This is a genomic window from Streptomyces virginiae, from assembly GCF_000720455.1.
Classification (GTDB): domain Bacteria; phylum Actinomycetota; class Actinomycetes; order Streptomycetales; family Streptomycetaceae; genus Streptomyces; species Streptomyces virginiae.
On record NZ_JOAK01000005.1, the window covers coordinates 311,366 to 326,834 of the forward strand.

A 15,469-nucleotide genomic window follows, 5' to 3' on the forward strand; every position below is an offset into this window, starting at 1 on the left:
TCAGCGCGTGCGGACGTAGGTGCTGACGATCTGGCCTCCGCCGAGGGTCGTGACCCCGGTCAGCTCCAGGGGGCGCACGCCGAAGCCGGCCCGGGACATCGGCATGCCGGTGCCCGCGAAGACCGGGTAGGTCTTGACGACGAACTCGTCGATCTCGTCGATCAGCTGCGTGGCGAGGTCGGCGCCGCCGCAGAGCCAGATGCCGAGGCCGTCGCGGGCCTTGAGCTCCCGGACCCGGGCCGCCAGGTCCCCGTTGATCAGCTGGACCTGCGGGTCGGGCGCGGTGGCGAGGGAGCGCGAGACGACGTACTGCTCGGGCAGGTGGCCGTAGGGGCTGGTCATGCCGGCCTTGAGGCCCGGCTCGTAGGTGCGCCGCCCCATGAGAACCGCGTCGAAGCGCTTCGGCGGGAGGTCGGCGATGCCGAGGTGCTCGCGGCCGAGGGCGGCGATGGTCTCCGGGTACTCGGCCTTGAGGTACTCCGTGAACTCCTGGTCCACCTGGGCGTAGAAGAAATCGCCGTCGCCGTCCGGGGCACCGATGAACCCGTCGACGGTGGTGGCGATGAAGTACGTGAGCTTGCGCAAGCGATTCTCTTCCGTCGGACAGTGCCACCGCACCGGGGCACGTCGAGTAAAGTACTTCAGGTGAAGTGGTCACGCAAGCCCCGTACCTTCCGGCGGGGAGCTCAGCCCCTGGGCCCCCGCCACATCGGCCACATCAGCGGGCCGTCCGGCAGCCGCACCGCCTCTCCGGTGAACTCCCAGCCGAGCCGCTCGTACAGGCCCTTGCTGCGCTCGCTGCTCGCCTCCAGGTACGCCGGCACGCCCTCGCGGTCGCAGCGCTCCAGCACCGGCCGCATCAGCTCGGTGCCCAGCCCCTCCCCCTGCCGGCCCGGGGCGACCGCGATCATCAGCAGGTACTCGTGCTCCTCCGAGGTCGGGTGCACCGCGCCCGTCAGCCGCCCGACCAGCTCGCACCGCTCGTTGTCCGGGTCGGCCACGGCCCGCATCCTCGCCGGGACCTCGTCCTCGCCCTCCGGTTCGCCCGCGGGGATCCGCAGCCACAGCGCCGCCGCCGAGCCGTCCACGGCGTAGTCGATCCGGCCCTCCGCCAGCGCGACGTCCACGAAGACGCCCAGGAACCTTCCGTGCACGGCGGCCCGGTGCTCCGGGTCCGGGAAGACCCAGCTGCTCACCGGGTCGGTGCGGAAGGCCTCGTCGAGCAGCCGCGCCACCGCGTCCCGGTCCGACTGATCAGCCTGACGTATCTCCAGCGCCACTGGTCACACCTTTCGCTCAACGATCAACAACCGTCAGCGATCCTAGAGTTGGCGCCTCGATGCGGTAAGGCCCGTTCCGGCACCGTGCGGTGCCGGAACGGGCCTCCCCCCGCAGCGACGCAGCGCCCGGGGCGCCGTGGCGCCCTGACGCCGGGCGCTCACCTCGTACGGCGCGTCACGAACTCCGCCAGCGCCAGCAGCCCGCCCGCCGCCCCGAGGTCCGGAACGGCCCGGGACAGCTGCTGGACCGCCCGGCCCATCCGGTCCGCGGCGTGGGCCTGCGCCCAGTCGCGGCCGCCGGCCCGGTCCACCGCGTCGGCCGCCCTGAGTACGTCGTCCCCGGTCATGGGACCCGCGTACAGGTCGGCCAGCTCCGCGCCCGCCCCGGTGCCCGAGGTGAGGGCGGCCACGACCGGCAGGGACTTCTTGCGGGCGATCAGATCGGCCCCGGCGGACTTGCCGGTGTGCCCGGGGTCCCCCCAGATGCCGATCAGGTCGTCGATCAGCTGGAAGGCCAGGCCCGCCTCCCGGCCGAAGGCGTCCATGGCGTCGACCTCGTCCGGTCCGGCCCCCGCGTACAGCGCGCCCATCGCGCACGCGCAGCCCAGCAGCGCCCCCGTCTTGGCCGTCGCCATGGTCAGGCACTCGTCGAGCGACACGTCCGGGCGCTGCTCGAAGGCGCAGTCGGCCTGCTGGCCCGCGCACAGCTCGATGGTGCAGGCCGAGAGCCGGGACGAGGCCGCCGCGGCGGCGGGGTGCGGGTCCTCCGCGAGCAGTCGCAGCGCGAGCGCCATCATGGCGTCGCCCGTGATGATCGCGTCGGGTGTGCCGAAGACGGTCCACGCGGTGGCCCGGCCGCGCCGGCGGACGTCCTTGTCGATCACGTCGTCGTGGAGCAGGGTGAAGTTGTGCGCCAGCTCCACGGCGACGGCGGCCGGTACGGCGTGGTCGACCGGGCCGCCGCCCGGGCCCTGCAGGGCCCGGGCCGCGGCCAGCACCAGGGCCGGGCGGATGGCCTTGCCGGGGCTGCCCTCGGCGGGGGTGCCGTCCGCGTGTTCCCAGCCGAAGTGGTACATCGCCACGCGCCGCATCCCACCGGGCAGGCTCTCGACGGTGCGGCGCAGTTCGGGGTTGACCGTTTCTCTCGTACGTTCCAGCAGGGCCGCGGCCTCCTGGCCCTCGCCGGTCGCGATGGTGTTCACCTCGCTCAGCGCCAGCGGCCGATCTCGACGTTCTCCAATACGCCGATCGCGTCGGGCACCAGCACCGCGGCGGAGAAGTACGCGGTGACCAGGTACGAGATGATCGCCTGCTCGCTGATCCCCATGAAGCGGACCGACAGGCTCGGCTCGATCTCGTCCGGGATGCCCGGCTGGTGCAGGCCGATCACGCCCTGCTCGTCCTCGCCGGTGCGCATGCACAGGATGGAGGTGGTGCGGGCGTCGCTGATCGGGATCTTGTTGCTCGGGAAGATCGGCACCCCGCGCCAGGTGGTCACCCGCGTGCCGTCGACGTCCACCGTCCCCGGGTGGATGCCGCGCTTGTTGCACTCGCGGCCGAAGGCGGCGATGGCCTTGGGGTGCGCCAGGAAGAGCTTGGAGCCGCGCCGCATGCTGAGCAGCTGGTCCATGTCGTCGGGGCTGGGGCCGCCGTCGTGCGGCTGGATGCGCTGGTCGTAGTCGGTGTTGTGGAGCAGGCCGAAGTCGCGGTTGTTGAGCATCTCGTGCTCCTGGCGCTCGCGCAGCGCCTCGACCGTGAGCCGCAGCTGCTGCTCGGTCTGGTTCATCGGCTGGTTGTAGAGGTCGGCGACGCGCGTGTGCACCCGCAGCACCGTCTGGGCGATGGAGAGCTCGTACTCGCGCGGGCGGGCCTCGTAGTCGACGAAGGTGCCGGGCAGGACGGCCTCCCCCTGGTGGCCGGCCGAGAGGTCGATCTCCGCCTCGCCGTACTTGTTGGTGCGCTGGGCGGGCATGGAGCGTACGCGGTCGAGGTGCTCGCGCAGCGAGGGGACCCGGTCGGCCAGCAGCTGGAAGTCCTGGCGGGAGAGGGCGAGCGCGGTGCCGGGCGTGGCGGCGCGGGCGGTGTACTCCCAAATCGATTCTTCATCGACGAGCGAGTCCTCGCCGAAGTAGGCGCCGTCGGCGACGGTCCGCAGGACGGCGTCGTCCCCGTAGGGGCCGGGGCCGATCTGGTCGATGCGGCCGTGCGCGAGGAGGAAGACCTCGTCGGAGGGGCTGCCGAAGGAGGTCAGCTCCTGGCCGGCCTCGAAGTCGATCTGCCGGCACCGCTGGGCGAGTTCGCCGAGGACGTCGAGGTCCTCGTAGTCGCGCAGCAGCGGGAGTTCGCCGAGCTCGGCCGGGATCACCTGCACCTGGGTCCCGGTCTTGATGAACTCCACGATGCCGTTGCCGACCGAGTAGCTCAGCCGCCGGTTGACCCGGTAGGTGCCGCCCTGCACCGACACCCACGGCAGCATCTTCAGCAGCCACCGCGAAGTGATCTCCTGCATCTGCGGCGCGGACTTGGTCGTGGTTGCCAAGTTCCGTGCGGCCGCCGTCCCCAGACTGCGCTGCGGTGTCTGGGCCTCGGACTCGGAACCTGCCTGGACCGACATGTCTTTCCCTTTCGATCACTCCATGGGTCTGCGGAGGCAGCCTTTCAGCACGCAACGTGGTGGGACCATTACACAAAAGGGTGGGACTACTCCGACCGGGACGGGGCACTCTCTCGGATCGAACTCCCCGCCCGCGGGCTGCGACAGACCCGCACGACCCACTGCTTTCGGCCAAGCAGTGATCGCGGCCGGCCATAATTTGTATCGCGGATGCGAGTTTTCTACGGTGACCCCATGCGGCTGACGCGATTCACCGACCTGGCCCTGCGCACCCTGATGCGCCTGGCCGTCGAGGAGACGGACCTGCCGACCACGCGCGACGTGGCGGCGACGATGGAGGTCCCGTACACCCACACGGCCAAGGTGGTCGCCAGGCTGCAGCACCTCGGACTGGTCGAGGCGCGGCGCGGCCGCGGCGGAGGGCTCACCCTGACCGCAGCCGGGCGCGCCGCCTCGGTGGGCGCGGTGGTGCGCGAGCTGGAGGGCGCCGGCGACGTCGTGGACTGCGACGGCACCACGCCCTGCCCGCTGCGCGGGGCGTGCGTGCTGCGCGGCGCGCTGCGCCGCGCCCAGGAGGCGTTCTTCGCCGCACTGGACCCGCTGACGGTGAACGACCTGGTGGCGGCCCCGACCGGCCCGCTCCTCCTGGGGATTTCGAGCCGGGCGCCCACGAGGGCCGAAGGTCCCTGACCATCCGGGCCGAATGGCCGGTTACCACTGCCCGTCGGGCCCCATAGCCTCACCCCGACGGGAGTTCGAACAGAAGTCCGCATTGCGGCGGGCCTCTGCGATCAAAAATACGCATTTAAGATGCCAATTAATGGACCAGTTCCACCACGCGAGGAGTTCCACATGCTGTCCGAGCAGTCGACCGCGACCGTCCGAGCCACCCTGCCCGCCGTCGGAGCGGCCATCGGCGACATAACGGAGCTCTTCTACGCGAAGCTCTTCGCGGCCCACCCGGAGCTGCTCCGTGACCTCTTCAACCGGGGCAACCAGAACGCGGGCCTGCAGAAGCAGGCGCTCGCCGGCTCCATCGCCGCCTTCGCCACCCACCTCGTCGAGCACCCGGACACCCGCCCCGACGTGATGCTCAGCCGCATCGCGCACAAGCACGCCAGCCTCGGCGTCACCCGCGAGCAGTACACGGTCGTCCACCGGCACCTCTTCGCGGCGATCGCCGAGATCCTCGGCGAGGCCGCCACGCCCGAGGTCGCCCGGGCCTGGGACGAGGTCTACTGGCTGATGGCGAACGCCCTCGTCGCCATCGAGGAGCGCCTCTACGCCGGACACCGGATCGCCGCCGGCGACGTGTGGCGCGAGTGGACCGTCACCGGCCGGTCGGAGGAGACCGCCGACTGCGCCACCTTCCGCATCACCCCCGCGGACGGCGCCCCCGCGCCCGCGCACCTGCCCGGCCAGTACGTCTCGGTCCAGGTCGAACTCCCCGACGGAGCCCGCCAGATCCGCCAGTACAGCCTCTCCTGCGCACCCGGCTCCGCGGTCCGCGCGATCACCGTGAAGCGGGTCCACGGCCCGTCCGCGGCGGGCCCCGACGGCGAGGTCTCCAACCACCTGCACGCCCACGTCCGGCCCGGCCACGCACTGCGGGTCTCCGCCCCGTACGGAGACCTGGTCCTCCAGGACTCCGGGGCCCCGGTCCTGCTCGCCTCGGCGGGCATCGGCTGCACCCCGATGCTCTCGATGCTGGAGCACCTGGCCGAGACCGGGTACGCCGCCCCGGTGACGGTGCTGCACGCCGACCGCTCCCCCGCGGACCACCCGCTGCGGGCCGACCACCGGGCCTTCACCCACAAGCTCGCCGACGCCTCGGCCCGCTTCTGGTACGAGGAGGAGGCGGAGCCGGGCGACGGCACGGGCCTCATGGACCTGACCGACGTCCCCGTGGCCCCCGGCACCACCGCCTACCTGTGCGGACCGCTGCCCTTCATGCGGTCCGTGCGCGAGCAGCTGATCGCCAAGGGCGTGCCGGCGAGCGACATCCACTACGAGGTGTTCGGCCCCGACCTGTGGCTCGCTTCCGCTTGAGCCCTGTCCGGATCGGCTCGCTCACCGTACGAAAACACTAGCCGCGGAAGGCCTGCCTCCACTAAACCGGAGCGTGATGGGTCGGACACACAGGGTGCCCGGCCCGCACCGCAACGAAGGAGGCGGCCATGGCCGCACCCATGTCCGCGGACCGGTTCATCAACGCACTGAGGAACGAAGGCGTGACCGTCGTCGAGGTCGGCGCCTGGCGCACCCACAACCGCAACCACAAGGGGCCCTGGGGGCCGGTGCACGGGGTGATGATCCACCACACCGTCACGCGCGGCACCGCATACAGCGTCGAGCTCTGCCGCGACGGCCACAGCGCCCTCCCGGGACCGCTCTGCCACGGCGTGATCGCGAAGGACGGCCGCGTCCACCTGGTCGGCTACGGCCGCGCCAACCACGCCGGCCTCGGCGACCCCGACGTCCTGGCGGCGGTGATCGCGGAACGGCGGCTCCCGCCGGACAACGAGGCGACCACCGACGGCAACCGCCACTTCTACGGCTTCGAGTGCGTCAACCTCGGCGACGGCGAGGACCCGTGGCCCCCGGCCCAGATCGACGCCATCGCCCGCGCGGCGGCGGCCCTGTGCCGGGTCCACCGCTGGACGGCCCGCTCGGTCATCGGCCACCGCGAATGGCAGCCGGGGAAGGTCGACCCCCGCGGCTTCACGATGGACTCCCTCCGCGACCGCATCGCGGAACGCCTGAAGTAGCCCTGTGACCCGGCACCGGAAGGAAGCCCCCGGTGCCGGGTCGCGGGGAGCCGGGACGGCCACCCCACAATGGACGGGTGGACCACCCCGAACTGCAGGCTCGGCCGCCGTCTCCGCTCGTCGAGGCGGTGGACGAGCGGTTCGCCGCGCACGGTGTGCGGCTGCTGCTCAAGCGGGACGACCTCGTGCATCACGAGCTGCCCGGCAACAAGTGGCGCAAGCTCGCGCCCAACCTGCGGGCGGCCCTGGAGTCGGGGCACGACCGGCTCGTCACCTTCGGCGGGGCGTACTCGAACCATCTGCGGGCCACCGCGGCCGCCGGGCGGCTGCTGGGTATCGGGACGGTCGGCATCGTGCGGGGCGACGAGCTGGCCGGCCGGCCCCTGAACGACTCCCTCGCCCGGTGCGCGGCCGACGGCATGCGGCTGCACTTCGTCTCCCGGTCCCGCTACCGGGCCAAGGCCGATCCGCAGGCGCTCGCCGCGCTGCTGGACGAGGCGGGCGCGGGCGACGGGTACGTCGTCCCCGAGGGCGGCAGCAACGCCCTCGCCCTGGCGGGCTGCGCGGAGCTGGGCCGCGAGCTCCACGGCGTCACCGACGTGGCGGCGGTGGCCTGCGGCACCGGCGGCACCCTGGCGGGCCTGGCCGCGGGCCTCGCGCCCGGGCAGCGGGCACTGGGCGTCCCCGTCCTGGCCGGCGGCTTCCTGCCGGCGGAGATACGTTCCCTCCAGACCGAGGCGTACGGCGGCCCCGTCGGCGACTGGTCCCTGGCGGAGGACTTCCACCACGGCGGCTACGCCCGCGTCCCGGCGGCCCTGGAGTCCTTCGCCGCCGACTTCGCCGCCCGCCACGGCTTCCCGGTGGAACGCATCTACGTGGCCAAACTGCTCTGGGCCCTGACCACCCTGACCACCACCGGCGCCTTCCCGGCGGGCACGACCGTCACCGCGATCATCACCGGCCGCCCCTAGACCGGGCCGCCCCCGCGCCGGGGTCGGGGACGGGTGGGGGTGATGTCCGGGACGTAGAGCGTGATGTGTTGGCGCCTCGGCAGGCCGTACAGGTGGATCCGGTCAGGGCGCCATGAATCATGAGTCCCGGACGTCACCCCCGCGCCGGCCCCGGCCCCGGCTCGCCCCCGCCAGACACCGGCCCCGTCCACACCGCCGAGCCCCCCGCAGGGGCAGGGTCACGTCGCCTCCCGGTACGCCGCCGCCTCCTCCAGGTCCAGCCTGCGCAGCAGCGCCCGCAGCATCTCGTCGTCGATCCGCCGCCCGTCCCGCAGCGCGACGAAGACCTCCCGCTCCGCCTCGATCATCTCCCCCGCGAGCCGCCGGTAGATGTCGTCCGCGGACTCCCCCGTCAGCGGATTGACCTCGCCCAGCCGTTCCCACACCGCGTTGCGCCGACGTTCCAGCACCGTCCGCAGCCGGTCCGCCAGCGGCGGCGGCAGCGTGGCGTTCTCCGGTTCCTCCAGCAGCTCCGCCAGCCGTTCCTCCGCCGCCCGCGAGGCCTCGCTCTGCGCCTGCGCCTCCGCCAGCGTCTCGGCCTGCACGTCCTTCGGCGGCAGCTTCAGCACCCTGATCAGCGGCGGCAGCGTCAGCCCCTGCACCACCAGCGTGCCGATGACCGTCGTGAAGGTCAGGAAGAGGATCAGGTTCCGGTGCGGCACCGAGATCGGTACGGAGAAGGCGATCGCCAGCGAGACGACGCCCCGCATCCCGGCCCAGCCCACGATCACCGGGGACTTCCAGTCGGTCTCCGGCTCGCGCGTCCGGATCCGGGGCGACATCCAGCGCGGTACGAACGTCGCCGGGAACACCCACACGAAGCGGGCCACCACCACCACGACGAACACCGCGACGGCGTACCCGGCCGCGGCGGCGCCCTCGTACTCCCCCAGCCCCGTGAGGACCACCGGCAGCTGAAGGCCGATCAGCGCGAAGACGACCGACTCCAGGATGAAGGCGACCATCTTCCACACCGCCTCCTCCTGGAGCCGGGTGGCGAAGTCGACCTGCCAGTTGCGGTGCCCGAGGTACAGCGCGACGACGACCACGGCCAGTACGCCGGACGCGTGCACCCGCTCGGCCGCCGCGTACGCCACGAAGGGGATCAGCAGCGAGAGGGTGTTCTGCAGCAGGGGCTCCCGCATCCGCTTGCGCAGCTGGTGGATCGGCACCATCAGCAGCAGGCCGACGCCGATGCCGCCCACCGAGGCCAGCAGGAACTCCGCGATGCCGCCCGCCCAGCCGGCGCTCACCCCGACCGCCGCCGCCAGCGCCACCTTGTACGCGGTGATCGCGGTGGCGTCGTTGACCAGCGACTCGCCCTGCAGGATGGTCGTCAGCCGGTTCGGCAGCCGCAGCTTGCGGGCGATCGCCGTGGCGGCGACCGCGTCGGGCGGCGCGATCACCGCGCCCAGCACCAGTGCCACCGGCAGCGACAGCCCGGGCACCACCAGGTACGCCGCGTACCCGACGGCGACCGTCGCGAAGAGCACGTAGCCGACCGACAGCATCGCGATCGGCCTGACGTTGGCGCGCAGGTCCAGGTACGAGCTGTCCACGGCGGCCGTGTACAGCAACGGCGGGAGCAGCAGCGGCAGCACGATGTGCGGGTCGAGGGTGTAGGCGGGCACGCCGGGGACGTACGAGGCCGCCAGCCCGGCGGCGACGAGCAGGAGCGGCGCGGGCACCGGTGTGCGCCGCGCGAGCCCCGCCACGGCCGCGCTGCCCGCGACCAGCGCCACCAGCTGCAATACGTCCATCGAAGATCCGTCCTCCTTCGTCGATCGCCCGCACCCTGGCCGTACGCTGGCCATCATGAGCGAGTGCACCCACGTTGCCGAACTGCCGCGCCCCGAACCGGTCCCGTCTGCACAGACCTGCGCCGAATGTCTGGAGCTCGGCAGTCACCCGGTGCAGCTGCGGATGTGCCTGGGCTGCGGGCACGTGGCGTGCTGCGATTCCTCGCCCTTCCGGCACGCCACGGCGCACCACCACGAGAGCGGCCATCCGGTCATGCGCAGCTACGAGCCGGGCGAGACCTGGCGATGGTGTTTCGTGGACGGTTCGATCGTGTGAGGCGGGGTAGTTCAACCCTCCGCCGGTTCCCCTGATTTGATCCCCGCAGACCTCTAGCCACTGTGCGTACCCATGGGCTTACCATCAGTCACTGGACGCAGGGCAGGGTGCTCGGAGCGGGCGTCATGAGGGGTGCCGCGACACGATCGTCCGGATCGCGGTAGCGTCACCGGCGAAAAGAGCTCGTACCACCTTGGAGGTGAGGGTGTCCCAGATCGCAGGCGAGCCCGGGACTCAGGACTTCGTGGAAGTCCGGCTGCCCGCTGCGGGTGCCTACCTGTCGGTGCTGCGGACGGCCACGGCCGGCCTCGCGGCACGTTTGGACTTCACCCTCGACGAGATCGAGGACCTCCGCATCGCGGTGGACGAGGCCTGCGCGATCCTGCTCCAGCAGGCCGTGCCGGGCTCCGTCCTCAGCTGCGTCTTCCGGCTGATCGACGATTCGCTGGAGGTGACCGTCTCGGCACCGACCACGGACGGCCGCGCGCCGGAGCGTGACACGTTCGCGTGGACGGTCCTGTCGGCGCTGGCCGGCAAGGTCGAGGCCACGGTCGAGGAGAACCGGACGGTGAGCATCAGCCTTTACAAACAACGCGGCGCGGGGCCAGGCCCGGCGTGAGCGGCGGGGAGATCCCGGTGCGGGGCGGGGATCGGCCCCGGGTACGGCACGAGGTCGACGGCGGCATCCCGGAGCAGCAGCACGCCCGGCCGCACCCGGCTGACGCGGATGCGGAAGACGGCTTTTTGGACTCGGCGGAGCGACGGGCGGGCCCTATGAGCGAGAACCAGCACGACCAATCACAGCCGGCACAGCCACCGGAGGCCGCTGCGCCGGCCCCGGTGGCGGGGTTCCCGGTGTCTCCGGCGCCTGCGGCGCTGCCCGATCCGCGCGACCGCAGCAGCGCGCGGGCCCTGTTCGTCGAGCTGCGGGCGCTGCCCGACGGCTCGGTGGAGAAGGCGGAGCTGCGCAACCGGCTGGTACGGATGCACCTGCCCCTGGTCGAACACCTGGCGCGGCGCTTCCGCAACCGGGGTGAGCCGCTGGACGACCTGACCCAGGTGGCGACGATCGGCCTGATCAAGTCGGTGGACCGGTTCGACCCGGACCGCGGGGTCGAGTTCTCCACGTACGCCACGCCCACGGTGGTCGGCGAGATCAAGCGCCACTTCCGTGACAAGGGCTGGGCGGTGCGGGTGCCCCGGCGCCTGCAGGAGCTGCGGCTCTCGCTGACGACCGCCACGGCCGAGCTGTCCCAGCAGCACGGCCGCTCCCCGACGGTGCACGAGCTGGCCGAGCGGCTGGGCATCTCCGAGGAGGAGGTGCTGGAGGGGCTGGAATCGGCCAATGCCTACAGCACCCTTTCCCTGGACGTCCCGGACACCGACGACGAGTCGCCGGCGGTCGCGGACACCCTGGGCGCGGAGGACGAGGCCCTGGAGGGCGTCGAGTACCGCGAGTCCCTCAAGCCCCTGCTGGAGGGACTGCCGCCGCGGGAGAAGCGGATCCTGCTGCTTCGCTTCTTCGGCAACATGACGCAGTCGCAGATCGCGCAAGAGGTCGGCATCTCCCAGATGCACGTCTCCCGTCTGCTGGCCCGCACCCTGGCCCAGCTCCGCGAGAAGCTCCTCGTCGAGGAGTGAGCGGCCTCGGGGGATGAGCCGGGATCAGGAGGACGAAGGCCCTCCGATGCCGAGGGCCTCGGTCGCCGTCGGGTTGACGAGGAGTGCGGCGACGGCCACCGCGGCCACGGCGAGGGCCGCGGCGGCGACGGTCATGGCACCACCGGTGGTGTAGAGCGTCCAGGCCACCGGCAGCGCCATCAGCTGGGTGATCAGCGCCGGGCCGCGGCTCCAGCGGCGGCCCAGGCGCAGTCCGCGGGCGGCGATCAACGGCAGCGCGGCGAGCGCGAGCAGGGTGATGCCGCCCGTCTCGGCCTGCTGCGGGGAGTCGGGGTCACCGGCGATGCCGACGAACAGCATGTAGACGCCGAGGCCGGCGAGCGCCAGGCCCTCCAGGGCGGTGAGCGCGGCCGCGGCGGTCAGCCGGCGGGGCAGCGCGGTGGGCGCTTCGGCGGTGGGGGCGGGGGCGTTCGCGGGCTGCTTCTTACTCACCCATGCAGGGTAGCGGCGCCCTCCGGATGCCGGAGGGGACGGGCAGTAGGGTCCGCTCGTGAAGGGGTGGGTAGTCTGGCGCTCATGCGTGCACTTCTCGTGGCCAACCCAGCAGCGACGACCACCAGTGCGCGCACGCGCGACGTCCTGATCCATGCCCTGGCCAGCGAAATGAAGCTGGAGGCGGTCACGACCGAGTACCGCGGACACGCCCGGGACCTGGGACGCAAGGCCGCGCACGAGGGGCTGGACCTGGTGGTCGCCCTGGGCGGCGACGGCACGGTCAACGAAGTGGTGAACGGGCTCCTGCACAACGGACCCGACCCGGACCGGCTCCCCCGGCTGGCGGTGGTCCCCGGCGGCTCCACCAATGTGTTCGCCCGCGCCCTGGGGCTGCCGAACGACGCCGTCGAGGCGACGGGCGCGCTCCTGGACGCGCTGCGCGAGGAGCGCGAGCGGACGGTCGGCCTGGGCCTTGCGGCGGGGACTCCGGGTACGGAGGACGAGTCGGTTCCGGCGCGCTGGTTCACCTTCTGCGCGGGCTTCGGTTTCGACGCGGGTGTCGTGGGGCGGGTCGAGCAGCAGCGCGAGCGGGGCAAGCGTTCGACGCACGCCCTGTATGTACGACAGCTGATGCGCCAGTTCTGGGAAGAGCCCAATCGGCGGCACGGGACGGTGACGCTGGAGCGCCCCGGAGCGGACCCGGTGACGGACCTGGTGCTGTCGATAGTGTGCAACACCTCACCGTGGACGTATCTGGGGAATCGTCCGCTTTACGCCTCTCCGGAGGCGTCGTTCGATACTGCGCTTGACGTATTGGCACTCAACCGTTTGTCAACTCCGGCCGTCGCCCGCTACGCGACACAGCTCCTGACCTCCACTCCTGAGCGGGGTCCGCACGGCAAGCATGCGGTGTCTCTGCACGATCTGACCGACTTCACCTTGCATTCGAAGGTTCCCCTCCCGTTCCAGATGGACGGTGATCACCTCGGACTGCGCACCAGCGTTCGGTTCACAGGCGTACGCCGTGCACTGCGTGTGATTGTGTGAGTAGAAGAGCCCGCGAGCCTTTCACTCGAACGTTTACACGCCGGTCCACCCTCACGATGTAGGGCTGTGACCTAGTAGACACCGACGAATCAAAAAAAACTTTCCGGAAGGGGTTGTATCCCCGTCCGAGGTTTGCGAATCTCTTCATGGCGATCGGGACAGCCCGCAAGACCCGGCACCCACACAGACCGCCAGAACCCCTCCACGAATCTCTGACTGATCACCCGCGTGAAACCGGGCGGTCGCCCTTCCCTCACGGGGGGATTCGTGAAAGCGTTCACATTCACAAGCAAAGTGCCCGCAATACAAGGAGATGGAGCAGCCATGGACTGGCGTCACAACGCCGTTTGCCGCGAGGAAGACCCGGAACTCTTCTTCCCCATCGGCAACACCGGTCCTGCGCTGCTGCAGATCGAGGAAGCCAAGGCCGTCTGCCGCCGCTGCCCCGTCATGGAGCAGTGCCTGCAGTGGGCGCTCGAGTCCGGTCAGGACTCCGGCGTCTGGGGCGGTCTCAGCGAGGACGAGCGCCGCGCCATGAAGCGCCGCGCCGCTCGCAACCGGGCGCGCAACGCCAGCGCCTGACAAACGACTTTCGAGCCTCGACGCGCAGCGCGCAGTAACCGAAAAGCGCTCAGCAACGTGCTCTTGAGCCCCGGACCGAAGCATTCGGTCCGGGGCTCAGTGCTGTGCCGTGACTACGCTGCGTGCGCACGACCCACGGGCCGCTGCTGACGCTGAGTCACCGTACGGCTGCTACTTCTGCGGGCTGGACGGCAGGTCGAGGACGACCTTGGTGCCGCGCGGCTCGGCCCGGACCATGTCGAAGGTGCCGCCGAGCTCGCCCTCCACGAGGGTCCGGACGATCTGCAGTCCGAGGTTGCCGGCCCGCTGGGGGTCGAAGCCCTCGGGCAGGCCGTCGCCGTCGTCCAGCACGGTGATCAGCAGCCGGCCGTCCTTGCGGCCGGTCCCGCTGCGCAGCGCGGCCACCTCCACGGTGCCGCGCTCCCCCTGGGGGAAGGCGTGCTCCAGGGCGTTCTGCAGGATTTCGGTCAGCACCATCGACAGCGGGGTGGCGACCTCCGCGTCGAGGATCCCGAAGCGGCCGGTGCGCCTGCAGTCGACCTTGCCCGGCGAGATCTCCGAGACCATCGCGATGACGCGGTCGGCGATCTCGTCGAACTCGACCCGCTCGTCGAGGTTCTGAGACAGCGTCTCGTGCACGATCGCGATCGAGCCGACGCGGCGCACCGCCTCGTTCAGCGCCTCGCGGCCCTGGGGAGAGTCCATTCGGCGGGCCTGCAGCCGCAACAGCGCGGCCACGGTCTGGAGGTTGTTCTTCACCCGGTGGTGGATCTCCCGGATGGTCGCGTCCTTGGTGATCAGTTCCCGTTCGCGACGGCGCAGTTCCGTGACGTCGCGGCAGAGCACCAGGGAGCCGATCCGGGTGCCCTTCGGCTTGAGCGGGATGGCGCGCAGCTGGATGACGCCGCCGTTGCCCTCGACTTCGGTCTCCCGGGGGGCCCAGCCGCTGGCGAGCTTGACCAGTGCCTCGTCGACGGGGCCGCGGGAGGGCGCGAGTTCGGCGGTGGTGGCGCCGAGTTCCTGGCCGACCAGGTCGGAGGCGAGGCCGAGGCGGTGGTAGGCGGAGAGCGCGTTGGGGGAGGCGTAGGTGACCACGCCGTCGGCGTCGAGCCGGATCAGGCCGTCCCCGACGCGCGGGGAGGCGTCCATGTCGACCTGCTGGCCGGGGAAGGGGAAGGAGCCCGCCGCGATCATCTGTGCGAGGTCCGAGGCGGACTGGAGGTAGGTCAGCTCCAGTCGGCTGGGTGTACGCACAGTGAGCAGGTTGGTGTTGCGGGCGATCACTCCCAGTACACGGCCCTCGCGGCGGACGGGGATCGACTCGACGCGGACGGGCACCTCCTCGCGCCACTCGGGGTCACCCTCGCGCACGATGCGGCCCTCGTCGAGCGCGGCGTCCAGCAGCGGGCGGCGGCCGCGCGGCACCAGGTGGCCGACCATGTCGTCCTGGTACGAGGTGGGGCCGGTGTTGGGGCGCATCTGGGCGACCGAGACGTACCGGGTGCCGTCGAGGGTGGGCACCCACAGCACGAGGTCGGCGAAGGAGAGGTCGGAGAGCAGCTGCCACTCCGAGACCAGCAGGTGGAGCCACTCCAGGTCGGTTTCTCCGAGAGCGGTGTGCTGGCGTACGAGGTCGTTCATGGAGGGCACGTTGCGAGCGTACCCCGGGTACGCACGATGACTTTCCCCACGACGGTACTCAGGAGTATCCAGGAGGGGCGCGGGCCGCGTAGTGTTGGAGGAAGTGACGGGTTTCCAGCTACCGTCATTGGATGGACAGAACAGAATGGTCTAGTCCAGAATTGACTTAGAGTCTCCGCCCTCCCCGCACAGGAGGACGGATCGAGGTAGTCGCGCGCTCTGCCCTGACCGCGCAGGCACCTCTCACCGGCCGCCGGGAACCGCACACCTGACGGCCGTAAGTACTCCGGGCTACGGTGCCGGACGGGTTGAGGGTCCCGTCCTGCACCGTGGCCC

At 71.3% G+C, this 15,469-nt stretch carries 16 protein-coding genes; 9 read left to right on the forward strand and 7 right to left on the reverse strand.

Annotated elements, in window-relative coordinates; all coding sequences use genetic code 11:
- The 4 genes from IG86_RS0111125 to IG86_RS0111140 form a co-directional block, all read right to left on the reverse strand.
- Positions 1-585 carry a dihydrofolate reductase family protein gene (locus IG86_RS0111125; protein ID WP_030829372.1) on the reverse strand — a complete coding sequence of 195 codons (585 nt, stop codon included), beginning with the start codon at positions 583-585 and terminating at the stop codon, positions 1-3.
- Between the two features lie 101 nt (positions 586-686).
- Positions 687-1,280: a GNAT family N-acetyltransferase gene (locus IG86_RS0111130; RefSeq protein ID WP_030829369.1), complete on the reverse strand. Its 594-nt coding sequence runs from the start codon at positions 1,278-1,280 to the stop codon at positions 687-689.
- Positions 1,281-1,438: 158 nt separating this feature from the next.
- Positions 1,439-2,497, reverse strand: coding sequence for a family 2 encapsulin nanocompartment cargo protein polyprenyl transferase (locus tag IG86_RS0111135; RefSeq protein ID WP_030829366.1), 1,059 nt, complete (start codon positions 2,495-2,497; stop codon positions 1,439-1,441).
- Complete coding sequence (locus IG86_RS0111140) at positions 2,488-3,894, reverse strand: family 2B encapsulin nanocompartment shell protein (protein ID WP_030896550.1); 1,407 nt, start codon at positions 3,892-3,894, stop codon at positions 2,488-2,490. The genes IG86_RS0111135 and IG86_RS0111140 overlap by 10 nt, the downstream gene beginning before the upstream one ends.
- A 234-nt stretch (positions 3,895-4,128) precedes the next feature.
- On the opposite strand from IG86_RS0111140, the gene IG86_RS0111145 reads away from it, so the two are divergent.
- From IG86_RS0111145 to IG86_RS0111160, 4 genes are all read left to right on the forward strand, one after another.
- Positions 4,129-4,584 (forward strand): RrF2 family transcriptional regulator, encoded by a 456-nt coding sequence (locus IG86_RS0111145; RefSeq protein WP_030658868.1) that lies wholly within the window; start codon positions 4,129-4,131, stop codon positions 4,582-4,584.
- A gap of 162 nt (positions 4,585-4,746) precedes the next feature.
- Positions 4,747-5,943 carry a globin domain-containing protein gene (locus IG86_RS0111150; protein ID WP_030896553.1) on the forward strand — a complete coding sequence of 399 codons (1,197 nt, stop codon included), beginning with the start codon at positions 4,747-4,749 and terminating at the stop codon, positions 5,941-5,943.
- 128 nt (positions 5,944-6,071) lie between these two features.
- Positions 6,072-6,662: an N-acetylmuramoyl-L-alanine amidase gene (locus IG86_RS0111155; RefSeq protein ID WP_030829354.1), complete on the forward strand. Its 591-nt coding sequence runs from the start codon at positions 6,072-6,074 to the stop codon at positions 6,660-6,662.
- Between the two features lie 77 nt (positions 6,663-6,739).
- Positions 6,740-7,633, forward strand: a complete 894-nt coding sequence (locus tag IG86_RS0111160) for a 1-aminocyclopropane-1-carboxylate deaminase/D-cysteine desulfhydrase (protein ID WP_030896556.1) — start codon at positions 6,740-6,742, stop codon at positions 7,631-7,633.
- Positions 7,634-7,851: 218 nt separating this feature from the next.
- Here IG86_RS0111160 and IG86_RS0111165 read toward each other — a convergent pair whose 3' ends face one another.
- A complete protein-coding gene (locus IG86_RS0111165; protein WP_030829348.1) occupies positions 7,852-9,432 on the reverse strand; it encodes a Na+/H+ antiporter in 1,581 nt (526 codons plus the stop codon).
- Positions 9,433-9,487: 55 nt separating this feature from the next.
- Here IG86_RS0111165 and IG86_RS0111170 point away from each other — a divergent pair, with 55 nt between their 5' ends.
- The 3 genes from IG86_RS0111170 (at position 9,488) to IG86_RS0111180 (ending at position 11,389) form a co-directional block, all read left to right on the forward strand.
- Entirely contained in the window at positions 9,488-9,748 is a 261-nt protein-coding gene (locus IG86_RS0111170) for a UBP-type zinc finger domain-containing protein (RefSeq protein ID WP_030658858.1), read from the forward strand.
- A 205-nt stretch (positions 9,749-9,953) separates the two neighbouring features.
- Positions 9,954-10,367: an ATP-binding protein gene (locus tag IG86_RS0111175; RefSeq protein WP_030012703.1), complete on the forward strand. Its 414-nt coding sequence runs from the start codon at positions 9,954-9,956 to the stop codon at positions 10,365-10,367.
- An 11-nt stretch (positions 10,368-10,378) separates the two neighbouring features.
- Positions 10,379-11,389 (forward strand): RNA polymerase sigma factor SigF, encoded by a 1,011-nt coding sequence (locus IG86_RS0111180; RefSeq protein ID WP_385872254.1) that lies wholly within the window; start codon positions 10,379-10,381, stop codon positions 11,387-11,389.
- A 24-nt stretch (positions 11,390-11,413) separates the two neighbouring features.
- On the opposite strand, the gene IG86_RS0111185 is transcribed toward IG86_RS0111180, so the two are convergent.
- Positions 11,414-11,860: a hypothetical protein gene (locus IG86_RS0111185; RefSeq protein ID WP_037849212.1), complete on the reverse strand. Its 447-nt coding sequence runs from the start codon at positions 11,858-11,860 to the stop codon at positions 11,414-11,416.
- A gap of 84 nt (positions 11,861-11,944) precedes the next feature.
- Here IG86_RS0111185 and IG86_RS0111190 point away from each other — a divergent pair, with 84 nt between their 5' ends.
- The gene (locus IG86_RS0111190; protein WP_030829342.1) at positions 11,945-12,910 is read left to right on the forward strand and encodes a diacylglycerol/lipid kinase family protein; all 966 of its coding nucleotides are present in this window, start codon (positions 11,945-11,947) and stop codon (positions 12,908-12,910) included.
- 324 nt (positions 12,911-13,234) lie between these two features.
- Positions 13,235-13,492: a WhiB family transcriptional regulator gene (locus IG86_RS0111195; protein WP_003953983.1), complete on the forward strand. Its 258-nt coding sequence runs from the start codon at positions 13,235-13,237 to the stop codon at positions 13,490-13,492.
- Between the two features lie 171 nt (positions 13,493-13,663).
- Here IG86_RS0111195 and IG86_RS0111200 read toward each other — a convergent pair whose 3' ends face one another.
- On the reverse strand, positions 13,664-15,133 hold the full coding sequence (locus tag IG86_RS0111200) for a sensor histidine kinase (RefSeq protein WP_030829340.1): 1,470 nt from the start codon (positions 15,131-15,133) through the stop codon (positions 13,664-13,666).
- Positions 15,134-15,469 lie beyond the last annotated feature (336 nt).